This is a genomic window from Roseateles agri, assembly GCF_034043675.1.
In the GTDB taxonomy this organism is placed as follows: Bacteria; Pseudomonadota; Gammaproteobacteria; order Burkholderiales; family Burkholderiaceae_C; genus KK5.
In genome coordinates, this window is record NZ_JAXCLA010000002.1 from 26,296 (window position 1) to 50,957 (window position 24,662).

Annotated in this window: 24 protein-coding genes; 16 read left to right on the forward strand and 8 right to left on the reverse strand. The window is 68.8% G+C overall.

The features are described 5' to 3' along the window. Positions 1–14 precede the first annotated feature (14 nt). From SNE35_RS04325 to SNE35_RS04355, 7 genes are all read left to right on the forward strand, one after another. On the forward strand, positions 15–818 hold the full coding sequence (locus tag SNE35_RS04325) for a MetQ/NlpA family ABC transporter substrate-binding protein (protein ID WP_320421634.1): 804 nt from the start codon (positions 15–17) through the stop codon (positions 816–818). After that, on the forward strand, positions 815–2,215 hold the full coding sequence (locus SNE35_RS04330; protein WP_320421635.1) for an LLM class flavin-dependent oxidoreductase: 1,401 nt from the start codon (positions 815–817) through the stop codon (positions 2,213–2,215). The genes SNE35_RS04325 and SNE35_RS04330 overlap by 4 nt, the downstream gene beginning before the upstream one ends. Beyond that, entirely contained in the window at positions 2,212–3,171 is a 960-nt protein-coding gene (locus SNE35_RS04335) for a sulfonate ABC transporter substrate-binding protein (protein WP_320421636.1), read from the forward strand. The genes SNE35_RS04330 and SNE35_RS04335 overlap by 4 nt, the downstream gene beginning before the upstream one ends. 26 nt (positions 3,172–3,197) lie before the next feature. Next, the gene (locus SNE35_RS04340) at positions 3,198–4,178 is read left to right on the forward strand and encodes an aliphatic sulfonate ABC transporter substrate-binding protein (RefSeq protein WP_320421637.1); all 981 of its coding nucleotides are present in this window, start codon (positions 3,198–3,200) and stop codon (positions 4,176–4,178) included. Between the two features lie 5 nt (positions 4,179–4,183). Next, the gene (locus SNE35_RS04345) at positions 4,184–5,020 is read left to right on the forward strand and encodes an ABC transporter permease (protein ID WP_320421638.1); all 837 of its coding nucleotides are present in this window, start codon (positions 4,184–4,186) and stop codon (positions 5,018–5,020) included. Next, a complete protein-coding gene (locus SNE35_RS04350; protein WP_320421639.1) occupies positions 5,017–5,760 on the forward strand; it encodes an ABC transporter ATP-binding protein in 744 nt (247 codons plus the stop codon). The genes SNE35_RS04345 and SNE35_RS04350 overlap by 4 nt, the downstream gene beginning before the upstream one ends. Positions 5,761–5,927: 167 nt before the next feature. After that, positions 5,928–7,748 (forward strand): aminopeptidase P family protein, encoded by a 1,821-nt coding sequence (locus SNE35_RS04355; RefSeq protein ID WP_320421640.1) that lies wholly within the window; start codon positions 5,928–5,930, stop codon positions 7,746–7,748. Here the strand turns inward: SNE35_RS04355 and SNE35_RS04360 are convergent. Beyond that, a complete protein-coding gene (locus SNE35_RS04360) occupies positions 7,714–9,675 on the reverse strand; it encodes a sensor domain-containing diguanylate cyclase (RefSeq protein WP_320421641.1) in 1,962 nt (653 codons plus the stop codon). The two genes, SNE35_RS04355 and SNE35_RS04360, sit on opposite strands and share 35 nt — an antisense overlap. 130 nt (positions 9,676–9,805) lie before the next feature. After that, entirely contained in the window at positions 9,806–10,732 is a 927-nt protein-coding gene (locus SNE35_RS04365; protein ID WP_320421642.1) for a LysR family transcriptional regulator, read from the reverse strand. A gap of 100 nt (positions 10,733–10,832) precedes the next feature. Here SNE35_RS04365 and SNE35_RS04370 point away from each other — a divergent pair, with 100 nt between their 5' ends. Beyond that, positions 10,833–11,852, forward strand: a complete 1,020-nt coding sequence (locus SNE35_RS04370) for a zinc-binding alcohol dehydrogenase family protein (protein ID WP_320421643.1) — start codon at positions 10,833–10,835, stop codon at positions 11,850–11,852. A gap of 6 nt (positions 11,853–11,858) precedes the next feature. On the opposite strand, the gene SNE35_RS04375 is transcribed toward SNE35_RS04370, so the two are convergent. From SNE35_RS04375 to SNE35_RS04385, 3 genes are all read right to left on the reverse strand, one after another. After that, positions 11,859–12,419 carry a GAF domain-containing protein gene (locus SNE35_RS04375; RefSeq protein ID WP_320421644.1) on the reverse strand — a complete coding sequence of 187 codons (561 nt, stop codon included), beginning with the start codon at positions 12,417–12,419 and terminating at the stop codon, positions 11,859–11,861. A 13-nt stretch (positions 12,420–12,432) separates the two neighbouring features. Then, positions 12,433–14,007, reverse strand: a complete 1,575-nt coding sequence (locus SNE35_RS04380) for a methyl-accepting chemotaxis protein (RefSeq protein WP_320421645.1) — start codon at positions 14,005–14,007, stop codon at positions 12,433–12,435. 232 nt (positions 14,008–14,239) lie between these two features. Beyond that, complete coding sequence (locus SNE35_RS04385; protein ID WP_320421646.1) at positions 14,240–14,488, reverse strand: hypothetical protein; 249 nt, start codon at positions 14,486–14,488, stop codon at positions 14,240–14,242. Between the two features lie 259 nt (positions 14,489–14,747). Between SNE35_RS04385 and SNE35_RS04390 the strand changes: the two genes are divergently transcribed. From SNE35_RS04390 to SNE35_RS04405, 4 genes are read left to right on the forward strand one after another with little or no spacing between them, the layout of a single operon-like run. After that, entirely contained in the window at positions 14,748–15,284 is a 537-nt protein-coding gene (locus tag SNE35_RS04390) for a DUF2975 domain-containing protein (protein ID WP_320421647.1), read from the forward strand. After that, entirely contained in the window at positions 15,284–15,511 is a 228-nt protein-coding gene (locus SNE35_RS04395) for a helix-turn-helix domain-containing protein (RefSeq protein ID WP_320421648.1), read from the forward strand. Before SNE35_RS04390 ends, SNE35_RS04395 begins: the two co-directional genes overlap by 1 nt. Next, on the forward strand, positions 15,495–16,115 hold the full coding sequence (locus SNE35_RS04400) for a hypothetical protein (RefSeq protein WP_320421649.1): 621 nt from the start codon (positions 15,495–15,497) through the stop codon (positions 16,113–16,115). Before SNE35_RS04395 ends, SNE35_RS04400 begins: the two co-directional genes overlap by 17 nt. Continuing rightward, entirely contained in the window at positions 16,112–16,846 is a 735-nt protein-coding gene (locus tag SNE35_RS04405; protein ID WP_320421650.1) for a hypothetical protein, read from the forward strand. Before SNE35_RS04400 ends, SNE35_RS04405 begins: the two co-directional genes overlap by 4 nt. On the opposite strand, the gene SNE35_RS04410 is transcribed toward SNE35_RS04405, so the two are convergent. Further along, the gene (locus SNE35_RS04410) at positions 16,833–18,563 is read right to left on the reverse strand and encodes an acetate--CoA ligase (RefSeq protein ID WP_320421651.1); all 1,731 of its coding nucleotides are present in this window, start codon (positions 18,561–18,563) and stop codon (positions 16,833–16,835) included. The genes SNE35_RS04405 and SNE35_RS04410 overlap by 14 nt on opposite strands. 94 nt (positions 18,564–18,657) lie before the next feature. Here SNE35_RS04410 and arsC point away from each other — a divergent pair, with 94 nt between their 5' ends. Then, positions 18,658–19,011, forward strand: coding sequence for an arsenate reductase (glutaredoxin) (gene arsC, locus SNE35_RS04415; RefSeq protein WP_320421652.1), 354 nt, complete (start codon positions 18,658–18,660; stop codon positions 19,009–19,011). Here the strand turns inward: arsC and SNE35_RS04420 are convergent. After that, on the reverse strand, positions 18,996–19,484 hold the full coding sequence (locus SNE35_RS04420) for a GNAT family N-acetyltransferase (protein WP_320421653.1): 489 nt from the start codon (positions 19,482–19,484) through the stop codon (positions 18,996–18,998). The genes arsC and SNE35_RS04420 overlap by 16 nt on opposite strands. A 62-nt stretch (positions 19,485–19,546) precedes the next feature. Between SNE35_RS04420 and SNE35_RS04425 the strand changes: the two genes are divergently transcribed. Then, positions 19,547–20,461 carry an alpha/beta fold hydrolase gene (locus SNE35_RS04425; protein ID WP_320421654.1) on the forward strand — a complete coding sequence of 305 codons (915 nt, stop codon included), beginning with the start codon at positions 19,547–19,549 and terminating at the stop codon, positions 20,459–20,461. Here the strand turns inward: SNE35_RS04425 and SNE35_RS04430 are convergent. Further along, on the reverse strand, positions 20,458–20,712 hold the full coding sequence (locus tag SNE35_RS04430; RefSeq protein ID WP_320421655.1) for a DUF4212 domain-containing protein: 255 nt from the start codon (positions 20,710–20,712) through the stop codon (positions 20,458–20,460). The genes SNE35_RS04425 and SNE35_RS04430 overlap by 4 nt on opposite strands. A 106-nt stretch (positions 20,713–20,818) precedes the next feature. Here SNE35_RS04430 and prfB point away from each other — a divergent pair. Both prfB and pepN read left to right on the forward strand, forming a co-directional pair. Then, a protein-coding gene (gene prfB, locus SNE35_RS04435; RefSeq protein WP_320421656.1) for a peptide chain release factor 2 occupies positions 20,819–21,923 on the forward strand; the annotation gives its coding sequence in 2 pieces (ribosomal slippage) (positions 20,819–20,899 and positions 20,901–21,923; 1,104 coding nt in all). A gap of 64 nt (positions 21,924–21,987) precedes the next feature. Further along, entirely contained in the window at positions 21,988–24,654 is a 2,667-nt protein-coding gene (pepN, locus tag SNE35_RS04440; protein ID WP_320421657.1) for an aminopeptidase N, read from the forward strand. Positions 24,655–24,662 lie beyond the last annotated feature (8 nt).

Genomic DNA, 24,662 nt, shown 5'->3' on the forward strand with positions numbered 1-24,662 from the left:
GCAAATCCACTGACATGAACACGATCCGCCGCTCGCTGCTCGCACTCGCCCTCGTCGCGACCACCACCGCCACCTTCGCCGCCGAGCCGAAGAAGGAACTCGTCATCGGCGCCACCGCCGGCTCCAACATCGAGGTGCTGCGCCTGGGCATCAAGCCGCTGCTGGAGCAGAAGGGCTACAAGGTCAAGCTGGTCGAGTTCAACGACTACGTGCAGCCCAACCTCGCGCTGGCCCAGGGCTCGCTGGACGCCAACTTCTTCCAGCACACGATCTACCTGAACCGCTTCCGCGAGGACCGCAAGCTGGACTTGGTGGAGATCGTCCAGGGCCCGATGGCGCCGTTCGGCATCTACTCGAAGAAGCGCAAGAGCATTGCCGAGGCCAAGCCCGGCGACCGCATCACCCTGGCCAACGATCCCGCCAACCTGGCCCACGGCCTGGCGCTGCTGGCCGACCTGAAGCTGATCACCCTGAAGCCCGGCGCCGATCCGATCCGCGTCACCGAGAAGGACGTGGCCAGCAACCCGCTGAACCTGAAGCTGCAGCCGCTGGAAGCCGCGCAACTGCCGCGCACCCTGGACGACGCCGACTACGCGATCGTCAACGGCAACTTCGCGATCTCCTCGGGCCTGAAGCTCACCGACGCATTGGTGCTGGAGAAGACGCCGGCGCACTACATGCTGGTCGTCGCCGTGAAGGGCCCGGACAAGGATGCCCCGTGGAGCCGCGACCTCGCCGCCGCCTTCCACGCGCCGCAGTTCAAGGCGGTACTGGAAAAGAACTTCCCCGGCTACGCCCGCCCGGACTTCCTGCAATGAGCGCGCCACGCCAGATCCGCTTCAACGCGTTCACGATGAACACGGTCGGGCACCAGTCGCCCGGCCTGTGGACCCATCCGAAGGACGAGTCCCACCGCTACACCGACGCGAACTACTGGCAGGACCTGGCACGGCTGCTGGAGCGCGGCCGCTTCGACGGCGTGTTCCTCGCCGACGTGCTGGGCGTCTACGACGTCTACCAGGGCGCGGCCGACGCGGCGCTGCGCCACGGCGCGCAGGCACCGCTGAACGACCCGCTGGCGCTGGTGCCGTTGATGGCAGGCGTGACCAAGCACCTGGGCTTCGGCATCACCGCCGCGCTGAGCTACGAGCACCCCTACACCTTTGCCCGCCGCGTCTCGACGCTGGACCACCTGACCCGCGGCAGGATCGGCTGGAACATCGTCACCGGCTACTTGGACAGCGCCGCGCGCAACCTCGGCCTGGCGCAGCAGCTGGCCCACGACGAGCGCTACGACCTGGCCGACGAATACCTGGAGGTCGTCTACAAGCTCTGGGAGAACAGCTGGGACGAAGACGCGGTGCGGCGCGACAAGAGCGCGCGCGTGTTCACCGACCCCGCCAAGGTCCATCCGATCCGACACAGCGGCCCCAACTTCCAGGTGCCGGGCATCCACCTCAGCGAGCCCTCGCCGCAGCGCACGCCGGTGCTGTTCCAGGCCGGCACCTCGCAGCGCGGCCGCGCCTTCGCCGGCCGCCATGCTGAATGCGTGTTCGTCAGCGGGCCCAGCAAGACGGTGGTGAAGGGCTATGTGGACGGCGTGCGTGCCTCCGTCGTCGCGGCCGGGCGCCGTGCAGAGGATGTGCTGGTCTACGCGCAGGCGCTGGTCATCACCGGCGCCACCGAGGCCGAGGCGCGCGACAAGCTGGAGGAGTACCGCCGGCATGTCGACATCGAGGCCGCGCTGGCGCTGCTGTCCGGCTGGACCGGCGTGGACTTCTCGCGCTACCCGCCGGACGCGACGATCGAATACCTCGACACCCAGGCCGGCCGCGCCGCGCTGGCCTCGTTCAGCAGCGCCGACCCGGACCGCCGCTGGACCGTGCGCGAGGCGGCCGAGTTCATCGGCCTGGGCGGCCGCGGGCCGGTCATCGTCGGCAGCCCGGCCCAGGTGGCGGACCAGTTGATCGACTGGCAGGACGCCACCGGCGTCGACGGCTTCAACCTCACCTACGCCGTGGCCCACGAAGACCTGCGCGAGGTGGTCGACCGCGTCGTGCCCGAGCTGCAGTCGCGCGGCCGCTACCGCAGCGAGTACGAGCCCGGCAGCTACCGCCACAAGCTGTTCGGCCGCGGCCCGCGGCTGGACGCCCACCACGCCGGCCGCCAGGTCCGCATCGATCCCCCGCCATCCGAACTGGAGCAAGCCGCATGACGACTTCCCTCAATCGCCGCCACGCCCTCGCGCTGGGCCTTGCTGCCGGCATGCCGGCGCTCAGTTCCGCGCAGGCCTCGGCCAAGACGCTGCGCATCGGCTACCAGAAGTTCAACACGCTCAACATCCTGAAGGGCGCCGGCCAGTTGGAGGCGGCGCTGAAGCCACTGGGCTGGAGCGTGAGCTGGAAGGAGTTCGCCACCGGCCCGGTGCTGCTGGAGGCACTGAATGCCGGCGCGATCGACTTCGGCCATGCGGCCGACACGCCCAGCGTGTTCGCGCAGGCGGCCGGCGTGCGCGCCGTCTACCTGGCGGCCGAGCAACCCTACCCGCAAGGCATCGCGATCCTGGTGCCGCAGGACTCACCGCTGAAGACGGTGGCGGACCTGAAGGGCCGCCGCATCGCCGTCGGCCGCGGCTGGAACGTGCAGTACCTGCTGGTGCGCGCGCTGGAGGACGCGGGCCTCTCGTTCGACGACGTTCAGCCGGCCTGGGTCAACACGGCGGCCGATGCGCGCAGCGCCTTCGAGTCGGGCAAGGTCGACGCGGTCGGGCTGTGGGATCCGTTCCTGGCCGGCGCGGAGCTGAACGGCAAGCCGCGCGTGCTGCGCAACGGCGAGGGCCTGTCGAACAACCGCACCTTCTACCTGGCCGCCACCGACTTCGCCGAACAGCAGGGCCAGGTCTTGCGCACCGTGTTCGCCGAGCTGCGCAAGACCAACGACTGGGCCGACCGCCATCCGCAGCAGGTGGCCGAGCAACTGGCGCCGCAGCTGGGCGTGCCGGTCCCCGTGCTCGCGCTGGCGACCGGGCGGCGCCGCTACACAGCGGTGCCGATCGACGCGACCATCGTCGCCGAGCAGCAGCGCATCGCCGACACCTTCTTCAAGCTGAAGCTGATCCCGCGCGCGGTGCAGGTGCGCGACGCCGTCTTCACCCGCGACACCTACGTTTGACCGCTACATCTGACCGAGTACCCCCGATGATCCAACGCCGAACGCTGCTGCGGGCCGCAGCACTCGCCTCTTCCCCATTGGCACTCGCCGCCCGCGCCGCGGCGCCGCTGCAGGAGCTGCGCCTCGACTACGCCTACTACTCGCCGTCCAGCCTGGTACTGCGGCGCTTCGGCTGGCTGGAGGAGGATTTCAAGAAGGACGGCGTGCCGGTGCGCTGGGTGCTCAGCGCCGGCAGCAACCGCGCGCTGGAATACCTGAACGCCGGCAGCATCGACATCGGCTCCACGGCCGGCCTCGCTGCGCTGCTGGGCCGCGCGAACGGCAACCCGATCCGGGCGCCCTACATCTTCTCGCGGCCCGAATGGACGGCGCTGGTCGTGCGCCACGACTCGAACATCAAGACCTTGGCCGACCTGAAGGGCAAGAAGGTCGCCGCGACCAAGGGCACCGATCCCTACCTGTTCCTGCTGCGCGCGCTGCACGTGGCCGGCCTCAAGCGCGATGACATCGAGCACGTGGCGCTGCAGCATGCCGACGGCCGCGCGGCGCTGGAGCAGGGGCGCGTCGACGCCTGGGCCGGCCTCGATCCGCTGATGGCCGCCAGCGAGCTGGACCAGGGCTCGCGGCTGATCTACCGCAACGTGGCCTTCAACACCTATGGCTTCCTGAACGTACGCGAGGAATTCCTCGCCAACCAGCCGCAGGCGGTGCGTCGCGTGATCGCCGGCTACGAGCGGGCCCGGCAATGGATCCTCGCCAACACCACAGAGGCGGCCAAGATCCTGTCGGAGGAGGCCAAGGTGAGCCTGCCGGTCGCCCTGCTGCAGATCAAGCTGCGCACCGACCTGAGCCATCCGCTGCCGACGGCCGAGCATGTGCAGGCGCTGCAGGCGGCCGCGCCGATCCTGCTGTCCGAACAACTGGTGCGGCCCGGCACGGACCTGAACCGCACGGTGCTGGAACTGGTCGACACGCGCTTCGCCGCGCCGCTGCTGGCGCGAGCCTGACGACGATGGCGAACGTGAACGCCGAGGCCAGCGCCAAGCTGGACGCGCCGGCGCCGCTACGGCTGCCCGTGCTGCGCCTGCCGCGCGCCGCGCTGGGCCTGCTGCTGCCGGTGCTGGTGCTGCTGGCGATCGAAGTGGCCGTGCGCGCCGGCTGGATCGCCTCGCACCTGCTGCCGGCGCCCAGCGAGGTGCTGCGCACCCTGGGCGAGCTGGCCTCGCGCCAGGCGCTGACGGCGCACATCGCGGCCAGCACCTTGCGCGTGGCGGCCGGCTTCGCGCTGGGTGCTGCGGCCGCGCTGCTGCTGGGCGCCTGGGTCGGCCTGTCGCCGCTGGCGCATGCGTTGCTGGACCCGAGCTTCCAGGCGCTGCGGGCGATTCCGTCGCTGGCCTGGGTGCCACTGCTGCTGCTCTGGCTGGGCATCGACGAGGCGCCGAAGATCGCGCTGATCGCGATCGGCGCCTTCTTCCCGATCTACATGGGCGTGGCCTCGGGCATTGCCGATGTGGACCGCCGGCTCGTCGAGGTGGCGCAGCTGCGCGGGCTCACGCGCGGCCAACTGGCCCGCCGCGTGCTGCTGCCGGCCGCGCTGCCGGCGCTGCTGAACGGGCTGCGCCTGGGGCTCTCGCTGGCCTGGATGTTCATGGTGGCGGCCGAGCTGATCGCCGCGAGCCGGGGCCTCGGCTACCTGCTCAGCGACGGGCGCGAGACCGGCCGTGCCGACATCGTGCTCGCCGCGATCGGGCTGCTGGCGCTGCTGGGCAAGCTCAGCGATGGATTGATGGCCGCCGTGGAGGCGCGCGCGCTCCACTGGCGCGATGGTTTCGAAAGCAACGCACGATGACGACACTCCTGCTGGATCTGCATGTGCGCCGCAAGGCCTACCCTGGTGGCCGCACGGTGCTGACCGATATCCGCCTGCAGCTGCAGGCCGGCGAGGTGGTGAGCCTCGTCGGCGCCAGCGGCTGCGGCAAAAGCACCTTGCTGCGCATCGCTGCCGGGCTGGACGACATCTTCGAGGGCCATGCGCTGCTCGAAGGCAAGCCGCTGGGCCTGCGCCGCGTCAGCCGCGCGACCGTCTCCGCGGTGGGCGTCGTATTCCAGGAGCCGCGCCTGTTCCCCTGGCTCGACGTCGCGGCGAACATCGGCTTCGACGGCAGCGCGGAATACGACGCGAAGCGCGTCTCGGCGCTGCTGGACGAGGTGGGCCTGGCCGGCTACGAGCGGGCGCTGCCCAAGCAGTTGTCTGGCGGCCAGGCGCAGCGCGTCGCGATTGCCCGGGCGCTCTACACCGGCCCGCGGCTGTTGCTGCTCGACGAGCCCTTCTCGGCGCTGGACGCGTTCACCCGCGTCCGCCTGCAGGACCTGGTACTGGAGCTGGCCCAGCGCCACGGCGCGAGCCTGCTGGTCGTCACGCACGAGCTGGAGGAAGCAGTGCTGCTGTCCGACCGCGTGCTGCTGCTGGACGAGGGCCACATCGCACGCGAGCTGACGGTGCCGCTGGCCCGCCCGCGTTCGCGCGACGACTCGGCGCTGACCCGCCTGCGGCGCGAGCTGCATGGCGCGCTGAAGCAGGCGGCCTGATCGAATCATTCCTTTTGCGTTTGTCTCCTCACCCTGATCGGGTGATTTCGCACCTCGCCGAGGGGCCGCAAGCCCCTCGGCAGGTGCATTTTTTTGGGCGGAGCGGCTCACTACAATTCGCCGATCCCATCCAGCCCGCCTTCCACGAGAAGGCCAGCCGCACGCCTATGGACACCCGCACCTCCCAGATCACCCTGCGCGTAGAGCGCATCCGCGACGCGCTGAAGGCGGCTGACGCCCAGGCCGCCTTGGTCCTCTCGGCCGATCCGCACCTGTCCGAATACCTGCCCGAGCGCTGGCAGGGCCGCCAGTGGGCCTCGGGCTTCACCGGCTCGATGGGCACCCTGGTCGTCACGCGCGAGCGTGCCGCCGTCTTCGCCGACAGCCGCTACTGGTCGCAGGCCGAGGCCGAGCTGGCCGGCACCGGCATCGAGCTGCAGAAGATCCCGACCGGCGCGGCCACGCACTACATCGAATGGATCGCCGCGCAGCTGAAGGCGGGCGAGACGCTCGTCGTCGACGGCCAGGTGCTGAGCCTGGCGCTGGCGCAGCAACTGCGCGCGGCGATGGAGCGGGCCGGCATCGCGTTGCGCACCGACGTCGACGTATTCGCCAGCGCCTGGGAGGGCCGCCCCGGCCTGCCCGCCGCGGCGATCTACGAGCACCTGCCGCCGGAGGCCGTCGTCAGCCGCGCCGACAAGCTGGCCCATGTGCGCGCGGCGATGGCCCGCGCTGGCGCCAGCCATCACTTCGTCTCGACCGTCGACGACATCGGCTGGCTCCTGAACCTGCGCGGCTCCGACGTCGACTACAACCCAGTCTTCCTCGCTCACGTGCTGCTCGATGCGCAGCGCGCCACCTTGTTCATCGCCGCCGGCAAGCTGCCGGCCGAGGTGCAGGCGCGCCTGGCCGCCGACGGCGTCGACGTGGCCGACTACGCACAGGCACCCGCGGCGCTGGCCGCCCTACCCGCCAGCGCCGTGCTGCTGCTGGACCCGCGCCGCGTGACCCTGGGCCTGCGCGAGGCCGTGCCCGGCGGCGTGCGCGTCGTCGAGCAGATCAACCCGAGCACGCTGGCCAAGAGCCAAAAGACCCGCGCCGAGGCCGGCTTCGTGCGCGAGGCGATGGTGCAGGACGGCGTGGCCATGTGCGAGTTCTACGCCTGGTTCGAGGCTGCGCTGCTGCGCGGCGAGCCGATGACGGAGCTGACCGTCGACGAGCAGCTGAGCGCCGCCCGCGCCCGCCGCCCCGGCTTCATCGGCCTGAGCTTCCCGGTGATCGCAGGCTTCAACGCCAACGGCGCGATGCCGCACTACCGCGCCACGCCTGCCTCGTTCGCGAAGATCGAGGGCGACGGCCTGCTGCTGATCGACTCCGGCGGCCAGTACCTCGGCGGCACGACCGACATCACCCGCGTGTGGCCGATCGGCGCCGTCAGCGCCGAGCAGAAGCGTGACTACACGCTGGTGCTCAAGGGCATGATCAATCTCAGCACCGCCGTGTTCCCGCGCGGCACGCTGAGCCCGATGCTGGACGCGCTGGCGCGCCTGCCGCTGTGGCAGCACGGCCTGGACTACGGCCACGGCACCGGCCACGGCGTGGGCTACTTCATGAACGTGCACGAAGGCCCGCAGAGCATCTCCAAGGCCGTGCCCGAGGCGACGATGGCGATGGAGCCGGGCATGATCACCTCGAACGAGCCGGGCCTGTACCGGCCGGGCCAGTGGGGCGTGCGGATCGAGAACCTGGTGCTGAACGTGCCGAAGCCGACGCAGGAGAAGGGTCAGTTCGGCGACATGCTGGAATTCGAGACGCTGACCTTGTGCCCGATCGACACGCGCTGCGTGGACCAGAGCCTGATGCGCCCGGACGAACTCAAGTGGCTGGACGACTATCACGCCACCGTGCGCGCGGCGCTGGCGCCGCATCTTGCCGGCGCCGCGCTCGATTGGCTCACCGAGCGGACGCAGCCGCTGCTGAAGTCCTGACCACCCCTCGGCCCGCGGCCTTCGCCGCGTAGCAGGCCTGATCGGCGGCCTCCGCCCACTGGGCGGCGCTACTGATTGCCGGCGCCAGCGGGGCGACGCCGGCACTGGCGCCGACCTTGAGCGACCGCGCGCCCCACGGCACGTTCAGCTCGGCAATCTGCGAGCAGACCTTCTCGGCGATCTGCAGCGCCACCTCGAATTCGCAGCGCTCCAGCAGCAGGGCGAATTCATCGCCCCCGATGCGTGCGGCGAGATCCCCCGGGCGGATGGACGCCGTGAGCAGGCGGGCGATGGCCATCAGGACGGCATCGCCGGCCGCATGCCCTTCGAGGTCGTTGACCGGCTTGAAGCGGTCCAGGTCCAGGTACACGATGGCCGCGGGCACCGAGCGCGGGAGCGCGCCGACCAGCCGCGCGGTGCGGTGCTCGAACATCTTGCGGTTGGCGAGGCCGGTGAGCGCGTCGTGGGTCGCCGCCCATTGCAGCTCCTGCTGCGCGTTCCGCTGGGAGGTGACGTCGCTGAGGGTCCAGATGAAGCGCGCACTCGAGCCCGACGAGTCCAATGGATTGCACTTCAGCTGCCCCCAGAACTGCACGCCATCGGCCCGGCGCATCAGCCATTCGCCGCTCTGCCCGCAGGCCGCGGAAGCGCCGGGATCGGGGCGTTCCGAGGGGGAAACGCCGGCGAATATCCGGTCGGTCGATGAGCCGAGCAGTGCGGACTTGTCGAGGCCGAGCACCTCGCAGAAGCCGTTGCTGACCAGCTCGAACTTGCCATCGGACACGAAGGCGATGCCGATCGGCGCCGAGTCGACCGCGGAGCCGAGCATCTGCAGCAGATGCTCCTTCTCGGCTTCGAGGCGCTGCCGCTCGATCGCACCTTCGCGCAGCACGGCGGAGAGCTCGCCCAGTTCGCCCCGGCATGCGGGCCAGCCCAGCTCCGGCGGCATCTGCTGGTCCACCGCATGCGCCACCCGCTGGCGCAGGACGGTCAGGGGACTCAGCAGCCACCACAGCAGAGCCAGCAGCAGCACGGAGAGGGCCGACACCAGCGCCAGCGCCCAACTGATGGCGTAGCGCTTGGCGTCATGCAGCGGCTGCAGCAGATCCGCCTCCGAGCTGGCGCGCCACACCATCCAGTCGGTGCCCGGCACGCCGGCGGCGGTCACCATCTCCTGCGGCTGGTTGAGCTCGAGGCCCGCCGGTTCGAGCGGACTCCCGCGGGCGACCCATGCTTCGTAGGCCTCGCCGAGCCGGGGTTCCTGGGCGACGTTCCGCAGGACGTCCGCATGGCCGGCCGGCGCGATGATCCGGCCGCTGGAATCGGCCACCAGGGTCAGGGCATTCGCGTCGGTACTGCGTTCCGTCAGGTCGTCCAGGAACTCGCGGCTGGCCAGCTTCAGGTTGCCGCACAGGATGAAGCGGACGTTCTTGTCCTCGTCGTACACCGGCACGGTCAGGATGACGATCCAGTCCCCGGTCACGAGGCTGCGGATCGGCTCCGAGATGAGGGGCCTGCGCTCACCCAGCGTGTGCTGCACGTAGGAGCGCTTCGACAGGTCGACATCCACCGGCCGCAGGCCGCTCTCGTCGACCAGCCAGCGCATCTCTCCCGTGGGCGGCACGACGAAGAGGCTGGAGAACAGGCTGCGCAGCACCTGGTTGCTTTCGAGATACCGGCTGTTCTCTTCATCATCCTTCAGCGCGCGCGTTTCCAGCTGGCGGGCAGCAGCCTGGATGGCGCGCTGCAGGTGCACGAGCCGGTGCGAGAGGATGTCGGCCGTGCGCACCGACTCGGTCAGCTCGCGGTGCCGTTGGCTGGCCAGAAGATCGCGCTCCGCCCGTGCGGAGACGAGCGCGGTGATCGCGCCGATGCCGAGGGCCAGCGAGGCGAGGCTCGCCAAGGTGACCCGCAGCTTGACCGACATGAGCCGGCTTGCCAGCCGGGCCCGGAACGTCCCCGGGCCGACCGATCCTGACTGAGCTACCGAGAGAAGCACAGGAGGCATCTTGTGGACCACCGCTGCACGGCGGCAATTTGTTGACCGAAGCGCGAGCCTACTCCTTGCGCGGGGCTCGGGAGGCCTTCTCCGGTTCCGCGATCTTCTGCACCAGGAAGTCGCGCAAGGCCCGGATCAGCGGCGTCAGATGGCGGCGGCCCGGCACGACGAGGAACAGCGGCGTCGCCTCGGTCGTCCAAGCCTCGCATAGAGGCAAGAGGCGCCCCTGGGCCAGGTCATCCAGCACGTCGACGCGCGACTTGTAGGCGATGCCCTTGCCGAGCACGGCCCATTGCCGGACCACGCCGCCGTCGTTTGCGATGTTCGCGCTTCGCACGCGGACGCTGAACGCGGGTTCGCCGCCGCCGGAGAAGCGCCAGCGGTCATGGACCTCATCGCCGAGCATGAAACACAGGCAGTTGTGCTCGATGAGCGCCCGCGGATGCGCCGGCGCGCCGTGTCGCGCCAGGTAGGCCGGCGAGGCGCACAGGACGCGGCGGTTCTGCGGCGCCAGCGGCAGGGCGACGAGGTCGGAGTCCGGCGGCTCGCCGTAGCGCAAGGCCACGTCGACCGGGTCGCTGTAGACATTGGCGATCCGGTCGGACAGCGACAGGCGGATGTCGACCTCCGGATGCAGCTGCTGGAACTCATCGAGCCAGAGCAGCAGCGCGTTGCGCCCGAGGTCGGACGGCACCGAAAGCCTCAAGGCGCCGCGCAGCGCCTGCTCCCCGTCGGCCAGGCCGGTGCTGGCCTGCTGCAGCGCGGCCAACGCCGGCCGGCACTGCTCCAGGAACTGCTCGCCCTGCGGCGTCAGCCGCAGGCTGCGCGTCGAGCGCACGAACAGCTGCACGCCCAGCTCGGCCTCCAGCCGCTTCAGCGCCGCGCTGGCGGCGGCGGGCGTGAGGTCCAGCGCCCGGGCGGTGGCGGAGAGACTGCCGTTGTCGACCGTCCTGACGAAGATGTCGAGATCCTGCAGTGATTTCATTCAACGATTTGAAAATGGATTCAAACGGCGGGCTGTTTTTCAAATTACATCATCGATCGAAGATGCGGCCATCGACCTGAACCTGCTCTGAAAGGCCTCCATGAAAGCCGTTGCTTACAAGACTCCGCAGCCCATCCGCGAACCGGGCGCCCTGCTCGACGTCGAGCTGCCCGACCCGGTCGCCACCGGGCGCGACCTGCTGGTCGAGATCCGCGCGATCTCGGTCAACCCCGTGGACACCAAGGTGCGCGCCGGCACCGGGCCGGCTCCCGGCCAGGACTGGAAGGTGCTGGGCTGGGACGCCAGCGGCGTCGTCCGCGCGGTGGGCCCGGAGGTGACGCTGTTCAAGCCGGGCGACCGGGTCTGGTATGCGGGCTCGATCGCCCGCCCCGGCACCAACAGCGAGCTGCACCTGGTGGACGAGCGCATCGTCGGCCATGCGCCGGCCACGCTGGACTTCGCGCAGGCGGCGGCGCTGCCGCTGACGACGATCACCGCATGGGAGATGCTGTTCGACCGGCTGGGCATCGTGCCGGGCAAGCAGCCCAACCCGAAGACGCTGCTCATCATCGGCGCCTCCGGCGGGGTCGGCTCGATCATGACCCAGCTCGCCCGGCGCCTGACCGGCCTCACCGTCATCGGCACGGCCTCGCGCCCGGAGACCCAGGCCTGGGTGAAGGAGTTGGGCGCACATCACGTCATCGACCACGGCCAGCCGATCGCCGCGGAGCTGGAGCGGATCGGCTTTCCGACCGTCGACTACATCGTCAGCCTGACGCAGACCCAGGCGCACTATGAGCAGATCGTCCAGGCCATCGCGCCGCAGGGCAAGTTCGGCCTGATCGACGACCCGCAGACGCTCGACGCGACCAAGCTCAAGCGCAAGTCCGTGTCCCTGCACTGGGAGCTGATGTTCACCCGCTCGCTGTTCGGCACCGAGGACATGATCGCGCAGCACCGCCTGCTCGAGGAGGTGGCCGGACTCGTGGACTCCGGGCTCGTTCGCACCACGCTGGCCGAGCACTACGGCAGCATCAACGCTGCGAACCTGACGCGTGCGCACGCGCTGATCGAGTCGGGCAAGGCCCGGGGCAAGATCGTGCTCGAAAGCTGGAACTGAGGCTTTTCAGAAACTCGGCGGCAGGGTCATGGCCTCGGCCATGGCTGCTGCCGCACGGTGGCGCGAAAGCCGCTGCGCCTTCCTGATCGAGATCTGGGCGGCCAGCCTGCGCATCTGGGCCACTTGCGAGCGGGTCCAGGCCCACGGTGAGTGACGCATCGAGCAGACGATGACGGACATGGGCTGGTCGTTGACGGCGATCGTCACGCACAGCAGCGAGCGGATGCCGGCGGGAACGAGATAGCCTTCGCGCAACGCGGCCAGGCGCGGATCGCGCAAGGCATCGGACGACCACACGATGCCGCCATCGGCGATCAGATCCAGGCAGGCACGGCACAGATCCGGCGGCAGTTCCATCGGGACGAGATCCGCACCCGGGTCGTCGACATCGGCGCAGGCGACGCGCTTCGCGCTGCGGGCGGAGGGCTCGCCTCCGATCGTCCAGTAGCTCACCACGTCGCAGCCCATCTGCCGCTGGACGTAACGGATCGTGCGGCGCGAAGCTTCGATGGTGTCGATCTCGCCGGCATCCAGGGCGGCCGTGATGCTGTCCAGGAAGTCTTCCATGCGACGAACCTGCTCAGCCTTCCATGGCGAGCTTGAACTGGGACACCCGGCTGACCAGGACGTCCGCCTGATGCCTCAGGCTCTGAGCCGCAGCGGCGCTTTCCTCGACGAGCGCGGCGTTCTGCTGGGTCACATGGTCCATCTGCGCGACGGCCTGCCCGACCTGGTTGACGCCCGCGCTCTGCTCGACGCTGGCGGTACTGATGCCCTCCACCATGCCGCACACGCGGCCGATCGCGTCGACGATCTCGCTCATGGTCCGCCCGGCTTCGTCGACGAGCACGCTGCCCCGCTCGACCTGCACGACGCTGCCCGAGATCAATGTCTTGATCTCCTTGGCGGCCGCGGCGCTGCGCTGGGCCAGATTGCGGACCTCGGACGCGACGACGGCAAAGCCCTTGCCCTGCTCGCCGGCCCGGGCCGCTTCCACGGCGGCGTTGAGCGCGAGGATGTTGGTCTGGAACGCGATGCCGTCGATCACGCCGGTGATGTCGGCGATGCGCCGGCTGCTCTCGTTGATGCCCTTCATCGTCTCGACGACTCGGGCCACGACATTGCCGCCCTTGGACGCGATGCTGCTGGCGCCGGAGGCCATCTGGCTGGCCTGCAGGGCGCTGTCGGCGTTGTTGCGGACGATGGTGCCGAGCTGATCCATCGTGGCCGCGGTCTGCTGGAGCGCGCTCGCCTGTTCCTCGGTGCGCTGGCTCAGGTCGGCGCTGCCGGTGGCGATCTGTGCGGAACCGGTGGCGATGGAATCGGAAACGCCTCGCACCTGGCCCACCAGGTCGGCAAGCCGCGCCTGCATCGTGCCCAGCGACGCCAGCACGCTGCCGGCGGCGGCGCCCTCTGCGCCGGCGATCGGCATCAGCTCGCCATTCGCGACACGCTGCGCCGAGGCGCCGAGATCGGCAGGCTCCGCACCCAGGGCACGGCCGAGGCTGCGGGTGATCACGAAGCCGGCCACAGCGGCGGCGCAGAAGGCCGCCACGCAGGCGGCCGCGAGCATCAGGCGGTGGGCCGCATAGGACGCTTCGGCCTCGCTGATCTGCGCGGCTTCGCGCTTGCGCGTGAATTCACGGTACTCGTTGGACGCCTGGACGAGCGCGGCAAGATGCGGCCGGCATTCATCGTTCATCTTCGTGATCGCCTGTTCGCGCTGCCCCTCCAGGGCGAGCTTCACGATGGCAACGGCGATCGGCCCGTACTCCTGCTCGACGGCATCGATCCTGGCGATCAGGGCGCGCGCGGCCTCGGGTACATCGGGGGCCTGTGCCATGCGCTTGAGCTTGTCCAGGCGCTCCTTGACATCGTCATTGGCCTGGGTGACCGCGGCCTTCTCCAGCGCCACGTCCTCCGGCTTGGTCACCAGCACCAGATTGCGGACGGCGATCGCGCGCCGGTCGACGGCGGTACGCACCTGGCTCGACATCTCCGCCCGCGCGTTGATGCCGTTGACGAAATTGACGAAGCGCTCGTTCTCGTCGCCCAGCGCTTCCAGCGAAAGCACCGCGACGAGAAGCACGAATGCCGCCAGCAAACCGAAGGACGCGGCCAGGCGCCCGCGGACTGTCATGTTGTTGAATTTCATGAGACTGAAGGGTTGATGGGCAGCGCATCGCGCAGTGCCGGCAATCTATCAGTGCAAATGTTTTCAGTGACATGACAGGCAAGCGCGCTTGTGATGCATTGCTCGCCTTATGCAGTCTTTGCGCTGGATCTCCGACTGATCGTCGGAGTTCGCATTAACGGCCCGACTCGGTCGGGGCAGTCATCGTCGCTCGGCAGCGGCGCCACGCATCCCGCGGGGCGCCGTGCTCGATTCAGGCCATCGCCGGGATGCGGTTCGCGGCGAATTCCTTGCCGGCCTTGATCGCGTGCTGCAGGGCTTCGCGCGGCGAGGCCCAGGCGAAACCGCCCGCCAGGTTCTCGTTGCGGAAGGCTTCCTGCCGCGGCAGGCGGCCACGCACGCGCACGACGACGACGGCAGCCACGTAGCCGTACTGGCGCGAGCGCTCAATCGCACCCGCGTAGATCTTGTAGTCACCGGTATCAACTTCTTCGAAGTACATAAGACTTTCCTCTCCTGGGCGCTGCACAAGGCCGCAGCGTGGTCCGCACTATTACGACGTTAGGTTTGCCGCGGTACACCTCAAAGAAAGGGGTTTGCGTGATCCGCACGTGATTCAGATCACATTGATGTGACTTTCGGTAACTTTCACCCTGGACGGCATGCCAATGGCGTCCAGGTAACTCGTTAGTTACCAGCACGGCAATGCGCTTTACATGATTCTGTTTTACATTCATATTTTATTGTTTTACGATAAATACATGAATGAATCTCCCGTGCTGAGGATCCATCGCCTGTCGGTGGCCGTGCGCTGGCTCGCCGCTGTCGGTGCGCTGGTGCTGCTGGTGCTGCCGCCGGTGTTCTGGAGCCAGCCGGAGTGGGTCGCTTCGGTCGTGCGGCGCCAGTGGGCACTGGGGCCGCTGCAGCTCGATGCGGGCAGCCGCATCGCCGCGCTGGCGGGCAGCCTGCCGCAGTGCCTGGCGGGGCTCTGGGCGATGTGGGAGATCTGGCGCTTGTTCGGCCGCTTCGCCGCCGGCGAGGTGCTGGCGCCGCAGCCAGCGCGCCACCTGCGGCGCCTCGGCGGCGCGCTGATCACGCTGGCCGTGCTTTCGCCGCTGAGCGACACGCTGACGGTGCTGGCCCTCACCTGGGGCAATCCGCCGGGCCAGCGGCAGTTGATGTTCAACGTTTCCGGGCAGGACTATCTGGCGCTGCTGTTCGGCCTGATGCTGATGGCACTGGCCGTGGTGCTGGGCGAGGCTGCACGGGTCGCGCAGGAACACTCCGAGTTCGTCTGATGCCCATCGTCGTCACACTCGATGTGATGCTCGCGCGCCGCAAGATGCGCTCGCGCGAGCTGGCCGAGAAGATCGGCATCACCGAGGCGAACCTGTCGCTGCTGAAGTCGGGCAAGGTGCGCGGCATCCGCTTCGACACCCTGGCGGCGATCTGCGCCGCACTCGATTGCCAGCCCGCTGAATTGCTGAGTTATGAGGCCGGCCCCGAAGATGATGCCCAGGACTAGGCCCGCCCGTTGGCTTCTGCTGCTGCCACTGGCACTGGCCCATTTGCTGCTGGCGCTATGGCTGAACGGCCGGCACCTTGCAGCATCGCGCGGCGCGCCGCCGCAGGCGCTGAGCATCGTGCGGCTGGACATGGAGACGCCACGCCCGCCGCCACCGAAGCTTCAGCCGCCGAGCGTCGAGGCCCGGCTGCCGTTGCCGGTCGTCGTGCCGATCGATCCGCCGCGGCTCGACGACGCTCCACCGCCGCCGAACGCGATCACGCCGACACAGACCGCCACGCCACGCAGCGCTGCCGCAGCGGAAGCCGCCAGGCCCGCGCCGCTGAACCTGGCATTGCCGCCCGCACCTTCTGCATCGCAGCCCTGGCGCAACCCGGCCCTGGCCGATCCGCGCGCCAACACGCAGCGGGCCGACTATGCCGCCCGGATGGCCGACACGCTGGGCACCGACACCAGCCTGCGCGAACAGCAGCTCAGCAACGGCACGACCCGGTTTCGACAGGGCACCGAATGCGTGGAGGTCAGCGAATCGCGCATCGGCAACATCGATCCCTTCAACAACAGTATGCGACCCACGCCGCGCGTGGCGCACCCCTGCCGATGAACAACAAGCTTCCCCTGCTCGCCCTGCTGATCCTCGGCGCAGCGGCGTCCGCACAGGACGCGCCCGCGCAGCTCGACGCCGTCACGGTCCAGCGCGGCGCGATGACAACCAGCGTCGCCCCCTACGGCCAGATCAACGAGCTGCTTGCCGGCCTGCAGACCTATGGCGAGGGGCTGTTCCGCTTCGAGTTCCACATGAAGCCGAAGGACCCCGCCAAGCTCGTCGCCACGCCAACGCTTGCCATCCAGCACGCCGACTTCTATCGCCCGCTGAAGATCGCGCCCGACGGCCTCGTCGAGCTGCCCGTGCTTCCCGCCGAGCAGGCCAAGAATGCCGACGTCATCACCAACCAGCCCAAGGGCAGCCTGCAGCTGCAGGGCAGCATCGAGCTGACGACACCGCCGTCCGCGCTGGACCTGGCCGGCGTGCGCCGCATGGTGGCGCTGTCGGGCCGGCTCAAGCGCGAGTTGCTGCCCTGGTACGTGCGGCCGCTGTTTCCGTCGATGAGCGGCGTGCGCGTCTGCAGCGCCCAGCCCGGCTGGGAGATGCAGTGGCGAGACGAGAAAGGCCAGCTGTGGGGCGTGACCTTGCCGCCGGCGCCGGGCGAGACGGATCCGAAGGTCAAGACGCCGGCCCAGCAATGCACGGTGCTGACGGGCCAGGAGCACTGGCCCGAATCCGCCAAGCTGGTCGCGCCGGCCGACGCGCGGCTGAGCGTCAAGCTGCTTTGATCGTAGCCAGACGAGCGCGCTCTTCTTCCTGCAGCCGCAGCACACGGCGCTGGACCTTGCCGGTGGTCGTCATCGGCAGCGCCTCGATGAACTCGATCTCCTTCGGGTACTCGTAGGGCGCCAGCCGCGACTTCACGTGGCCCTGCAGCTGGCCGACGAGCCGGCTCGTGCCCTTGAAGCCCGGCGCCAGCACGACGTAGGCCTTCACCAGCGCCCCGCGCTCCGCGTCCGGCTTGGGCACGACGGCGGCATTGGCGACGGCCTCGTGTTTGACCAGGCAGTTCTCGATCTCGCTCGGGCCGATGCGGTAGCCGGCGGACTTGAACACATCGTCGCTGCGGCCCTGGTACCAGAGATAGCCGTCCGCATCGACGGTGGCCATGTCGCCGGTACGGCACCAGCTGTCGGCCGGGTCGCCGGTGAACTTGGCGCGGGTGGCCTCGTCCTGGCCCCAGTAGCCGAGGAAGAAGATCGGATCGGCCATGCCGTGCACGTCGCGCCGGTGCACGGCCACGTCGCCCGGCACGCCCGGGGGGCAGGTCTTGCCTTCCTCGTCGATCACCGCCACGCGATGGCCCGGATAGGCGCGGCCCATGCTGCCGGCGCGCGCCGGCCACAGCGCCGCGCAGTTGCCGACGATGTAGTTGATCTCGGTCTGGCCGAACATCTCGTTGACGGTGATGCCCAGTTGCTCCTGGCAGTAGGCGAACACCGCGTCACCGACCGACTCGCCGGCACTCATGACCGCCTGCAGCTTCAGGCCCGGATAGCGCTCGCGCGGCTGTGGCACGGCCTTCATCATCGCCTTCAGCGCGGTGGGGAACAGGAAGGTGTGGGTGACGCCCTGGGCCTGCATCAGCTCGAAGGCCTTCTCGGCGCCGAAACGGCCCTGGTAGGCAACGATCGGCCGGCCGAAATAGAGCGTGGGCAGCAGTGCATCCATCAGCCCGCCGGTCCAGGCCCAGTCCGCGGGGCTCCAGAAGACGGCCTGCGTACCCTTCCCTGGAGCAGCCGGATCGAAACCGAACCAGTTCTGGCTGGCGATGAAGCCGCTGAGGTTGCCGATCAGGCAGCGCTGGGCCAGCAACGCGCCCTTGGGCGGGCCGGTGGTGCCGCTGGTGTAGATCAGGATCGCGGCTTCCTCGGCCTTGGTTTTCACGGCGGTGAAGCGAGCGTCTTCGGCCTGCAGCGCGGCCATCCAGTTGATCTCGTCGCAGCCCGCCTCGCATTCGCCGACGACGATCAGCCGGCGCAGTGCCGGCACTTGCGCTCGCAAGCCGCGCACGGCCTCCAGCACGGCGCATTCGACCAGCGCCAGCACCGCACCGCTGTCCTTCAGCCGGTACTCCAGCGCCTCCGGCCCGAACAGCATCGACAGCGGGACGGCCACCGCGCCGAGCTGGCTGATCGCCACGTGGGCCACGGCCGTCTCGAAGCGCTGGGGCAGGATGATCGCCACCCGGTCGCCGCGCTGCACGCCCTGGCGCTGCAGCGCGTTGGACAAGCGGTTCGCCGCGCGCTGAAGCTGGCCGAAGCTGTAGTGGGCGGCGCAGCCATCGTCGGCCGCGAACTTGACGGCCAGCGCGTCGGGCGTGTCGCGGGCCCAGCGCGCGCAGCAGACCTCGGCGATATTGAATTCGTCAGGCACCTGCCAGCGGAAGTCCGCATGCAGTGCGGCATAACTATTTACTTCAGCGGCATCGGCAAGCATGGCCATCGGGTGGAGCCCTCCGCGGATAAGGCGACGATAGTAGCCATCGCTCGCCTCGGCGCGCTCATGGATTCCCCGGACGATTTCTTACACTCGCCCGATGATCAAGCTCTACTACAACCCCCGCTGCTCCAAATCGAAGGAAGCCCTGAGCCTGCTGCAGGAGCGCCTGCCGATCAGCGCCTTCCAGGTGCGCGAGTACCTGAAGAAGCCGCTGGACGTGGCCGAGCTGAAGGCCTTGCAGGCCCTGCTGGGCGTGTCGGTGCGCGAGATGCTGCGCGTTGGCGAGCAGGCCTACTGGGAACTTGACCTGGGGGCCGAGACGAAGACCGACGACGAACTGCTGGCCGCCATCGCCGCGCGTCCGGCGCTGCTGCAGCGCCCGATCGTCACGAACGGTGATCGAGCCCTGATCGCGCGGCCGCCGGAACTGCTGCTTCAGCTCTTGCCGTAGGCGGCCAGCGCATCGCCGGTCAGGCGGCAGATGCGCCACTCGGGCAGCACGCTGGCGCCCATGGTCTCGTAGAAGCGGATCGCGTTCTCGTTCCAGTCGAGCACGCTCCATTCGAAGCGGCCGTAGTCGCGCTGGACGGCGATCTCGGCCAGCCGGCTCAGGATGCGTCGGCCCAGGCCCGCGCGGCGGTGCGCCGGCTGCACGTACAGGTCTTCCAGGTACAGGCCGGGCTTGGCCAGGAAGGTGCTGAAGTTGGTGAAGAACAGCGCGAAGGCGCAGACGCCCCCCTCGGGCGTGTCGGCCACCAGCGCCTCCACGACCGGCTTGTCGCCAAACAGGTGTGGATGCAGCTTCTCGGGCGTCAGCTGCAGCATGTGGCTCAGGTGCTCGAACTCGGCCAGCTCGGCGATCAGGCCGGCGATGGCCGGCACGTCGCGCGGCTCGGCGGGGCGCAGGGTGTAGTCGGTGCTCATGGCCGGCATTGTCTGTCGCCGCGCCGACAGCGGGGTGCAGCCGGCGGCCCTACAGTGAGGCCATGAGCACCGCCGACACCACGTACACCGCCCGCCGCACCCACCAGGACCGCTTCGTCACGCTGCGCGGCCTGCGCCATCACCTGCTGCAATGGGGCGACAGCTCGCTCGTCACGCCCGAGCGCCCGCTGCTGGTGATGCTGCACGGCTGGATGGACGTGGGCGCCTCGTTCCAGTTCGCCGTCGATGCGCTGCGCGAGGAGCGCTGCATCGTCGCGATGGACTGGCGCGGCTTCGGCCTCAGCGACAACGGCCCCTCGGACAGCTACTGGTTCCCCGACTACCTCGGCGACCTCGACGCGCTGCTGGACCAGCTGAGCCCCGATGCGCCTGTGGACCTGCTGGGCCACAGCATGGGCGGCAACGTGGTGATGAGCTACGCCGGCGTGCGCCCGGCGCGGATCCGCCGCCTGATCAATCTGGAAGGCTTCGGCCTGCCGGACATGCCGCCGGAACTGGCCCCCAAGCGCGTCGCCGACTGGCTGGACGAACTGAAGACGCCTCAGCAGCTGAAGCCCTACCCCAGCCTGGAAGCGGTGGCCGAACGGCTGATCAAGACCAACCCGCGGCTGGCGGCCGAGAAGGCACGCTGGCTGGCGCCGCACTGGTCGCGCGAGGTGGACGGCGAATGGATCATCCTCGGCGACCCGGCACACAAGCGCACGAACCCGGTCCTCTACCGCAAGGCCGAGATCGTCGCCGGCTGGAGCCGCATCGAGGCGCCGACGCTGTGGATCGAGGGCGACAGCACCGACATCACCAAGTGGTGGGGCAACCGCTACCCGCGCGAGGACTTCGAATCGCGGCTCGGCGTGGTGAAGCAGCTGGAGCGTCATGTCCTGGCAAACGCCGGCCACATGCTGCACCACGACCAGCCCGAGGCGCTGGCAGCCCATCTGGAAAACTTCCTAGGCTAAAGCTCCGTCTCCTGGTCCAGCTTGCCCATGGCCCAGGCGTAGTACGCCACGATCCCGCAGAACACCAGCAGCGCGCCCTGCGCCGCCACCCAGAAGCTGAACGGCCAGCCGAAGAAGCGCAAGGCGCTCAGCTCGCGGGCGAAGAAGGTGATGCCGAAGCAGACTAGGGCCCAGACGCAGAGCAGCCAGCCGGTCAGGCGGCGGGTGCGCCTCCAATAACGCTGATTTCGAGTGGCTTGTTCATGGTCCATTTCTGGATTATTTGCCATGCGGTCAGGCGCCGCCGGCGCCTGCGCATGACCCCTGCGCGGGACGCGTAGGGGTCATGCGAAAATATGCGGCTTAACAGGAAGAAACATGGACATCGAACGGATCAATTCGATCGGCTCCACCCTCACCGATCTGCAAGCGCGTACCGAAGCGCTAAGGGGGTATCTTTGACTACGACCGCAAAGCACTGCGGCTGAACGAGGTCAACGCGGCGCTGGAGAACCCCAGCGTCTGGAACGAACCCAAGCGCGCCCAGGAGCTGGGCAAGGAAAAGCGCACGCTGGAGAACGTGGTCAGCACCATCGACCACCTGACCAGCAACCTCGCCGACAACCTCGAGCTGTTCGAGATGTCCAAGGAAGAGGAAGACGTCGCCGGGCTGGAAGCCATCGAAGGCGATGCGGACAAGCTGCGCGAGACCGTCGAGCAGATGGAATTCCGCCGCATGTTCAACAACCCGGCCGACCCGAGCAACTGCTTCATCGACATCCAGGCCGGCGCCGGCGGCACCGAGGCCAACGACTGGGCCGGCATGCTGCTGCGCCAGTATCTGAAGTACTGCGAGCGCAAGGGTTTCAAGACCACGCTGGAAGACGAGTCCGCGGGCGACGTGGCCGGCATCAAGAGCGCGACGATCAAGGTCGAGGGCGAGTACGCCTTCGGCCTGCTGCGCACCGAGACCGGCGTGCACCGCCTGGTGCGCAAGAGCCCGTTCGATTCCTCGGGCGGCCGCCACACCTCGTTCGCCTCGCTGTTCGTCTACCCGGAAGTCGATGACTCGATCGAGATCGACATCAACCCGGCCGACGTGCGCACCGACACCTTCCGCGCCAGCGGCGCCGGCGGCCAGCACATCAACAAGACCGACTCGGCGGTGCGGCTCACGCACATCCCGACCGGCATCGTCGTGCAATGCCAGGACGGCCGCAGCCAGCACAGCAACCGCGACGTGGCCTGGAAGCGCCTGCGCTCGCGCCTGTACGACCATGAGATGCGCAAGCGCATGGAAGAGCAGCAGAAGCTGGAAGACACCAAGACCGACGTGGGCTGGGGTCACCAGATCCGCAGCTACGTGCTGGACCAGAGCCGCATCAAGGATCTGCGCACCAACTACGAGACCTCGGCGACGCAGAAGGTACTGGACGGCGATCTGGACCCCTTCATCTCCGAGAGCCTGAAGCAGGGCGTGTGATCCATGCCCGCCCCGGCCGAGACAACCGGGGTTCTCTTTTCCGAACCCAACAAAGGATGCCCACATGACGCGTGAAGGCACTAGCACCCTGATCCGCCGCGAGGACTACCTGGCGCCGGCCTTCTGGATCCGCAAGGTCGAGCTGTGCTTCGACCTCGATCCGCTGAAGACGATCGTCACCTCGAAGATGCAGGTCGAGCGCAATGCCGCCGTGGCCCACGGGCCGCTGAAGCTGCACGGCGAAGAGATCAACGTGCTGCGCGTGCTGATCAACGGCGAGAGCGTGTCCTTCCGCACCGAGGACGACACGCTCGTCATCGACAACGCGCCCGACGCGGACTTCGCGCTGGAGATCCGCAACACCTGCTGCCCGGAGAAGAACACCGCGCTGAGCGGCCTCTACACCTCGGGCGGCAGCTTCTTCACGCAGTGCGAGGCCGAGGGCTTCCGCCGCATCACCTACTTCCTGGACCGCCCGGACGTGATGGCTGTCTACACCGTGCTGATGCGCGCGGACAAGACCAAGTACCCGGTGCTGCTGTCCAACGGCAACCTGGTCGAGCAGGGCGAGCTGGACAACAACCGCCACTTCGCCAAGTGGCACGACCCGTTCCCCAAGCCCTCCTACCTGTTCGCGCTGGTGGCCGGTGATCTGGTCGCGCGCGAGCAGCGCGTGCGCACCCGCGGCGGCAAGGATCACTTGCTGCAGGTCTTCGTGCGTCGCGGCGACCTGGAGAAGACCGAGCACGCGATGAACTCGCTGATCGCCTCGATGGTGTGGGACGAAGCGCGCTTCAAGCTGCCGCTGGACCTGGAGCGCTTCATGGTGGTCGGCGTGTCCGACTTCAACATGGGCGCGATGGAGAACAAGGGCCTGAACATCTTCAACACCAGCGCCCTGCTCGCCTCGCCCGCCACCTCGACCGACGCCGACTTCTCGCGCATCGAGTCGATCGTCGCCCACGAATACTTCCACAACTGGACCGGCAACCGCGTCACCTGCCGCGACTGGTTCCAGCTCTCGCTGAAGGAAGGCCTCACCGTCTTCCGCGACCAGGAATTCAGCATGGACATGGCCGCCGCGCCCAGCGCGCGCGCCGTCTGCCGGATCCAGGACGTGCGCCAGCTCCGCGCGATGCAGTTCCCCGAGGACTCCGGCGCGATGGCCCATCCGGTGCGGCCGGACAGCTATGTGGAGATCAACAACTTCTACACGGCCACCGTCTACGAGAAGGGCGCCGAGGTCGTGCGCATGTACCAGACGCTGGTCGGCCGCGCCGGCTTCGAGAAGGGCATGACGCTGTACTTCGAGCGCCACGACGGCCAGGCCGTGACCTGCGACGACTTCGCCCAGGCGATGGCGGACGCGAACCCCGGCTCGGAACTGACCAAGCGTCTGGACGCCTTCAAGCGCTGGTACTCCACGCCCGGCACGCCGCGCGTGACGGCGCGCGGCAGCTACGACGCGATCTCGCGCACCTACACGCTGACGCTCTCCCAACAAAACAACGGCGCGGCGCCGCAGGTGATCCCGGTCGCGATGGGCCTGATCGGCCACGGCGGCCAGGTGCTGCCGCTGGAGCTGCAGGGCGAGGCCGAGTACCACGGCAACGAGCGCGTGCTGGTGCTGGACCAGGCCGAGCAGAGCTTCACCTTCCTGAACGTCTTCGTCGAGCCGGTGCCCTCGCTGCTGCGCGGCTTCTCGGCCCCGGTGCTGCTGGACGACGGCCTCTCCGACGCCGATCTGCTGACCCTGCTGACCCACGACACCGACGCCTTCAACCGCTGGGAAGCCGGTCAACGTCTCGCGCTGAACCGCATCCTGGCCGCCGTGCGCTCGGGCACCCCGCTGCAGCTGGACGCCGCCTACGTCGATGCGATGCGCTCGGTGCTGAACCACCCGCAGCTCGACGCCGCCTTCAAGGAACTGGCGCTGACACTGCCGGGCGAGGCTTACATCGCCGAGCAGCTCGACGTGGTCGACCCGCAAGCGATCCACGCCGCCGTCGAGGCCGCGCAGTTGCAGCTGGCGCAAGCGCTGCGCGCCGACTGGGTCGCCGCCTTCGAGGCCAACGGCACGATCGCCGGCGGCTACCAGCCCGACCCGGTTTCGGTGGGCAAGCGCTCGCTGGCCAACCTCGCGCTGGCGATGCTGGTGCTGGACACGCAAGCGGCCGATGCGGCCGTCTGGCAGGGCCGCGCCTACCAGCGCTTCAAGGACGCCGGCAACATGACCGACCGCCTGGGTGCCCTGGCCGCGCTGGTCAACGGCGGTGCCGGCCTGGCCGACAGCGCGCTGGAACGTTTCCACGCGCTGTTCAAGGCCGACCCCCTGGTCGTCGACAAGTGGTTCGCGCTGCAGGGCCGCGCGCCCGAGCGCGAGGGCCGCACCTTCGCCAAGGTCAAGGCCTTGCTGAAGCACCCCGACTTCACCTTGAAGAACCCGAACCGCGCACGCAGCCTGATCTTCTCGCTGTGCATGTTCAACCCGGCGGCATTTCATCGTGCCGACGCGGCCGGCTATGTATTCTGGGCCGACCAGGTGCTGGCGCTGGACGCGATCAATCCGCAGGTGGCCGGCCGCCTGGCCCGCGCGATGGACCGCTGGACCACGCTGACCGAGCCCTACCGCCCGGCTGCGCTGGAGGCGATCCGCCGCGTGGCCGCCAAACCCGACCTGTCGCCCGACGTGCGCGAGATCGTTGAACGAGCGTTGGCGTCCGGCTCCTAACTTCGAAG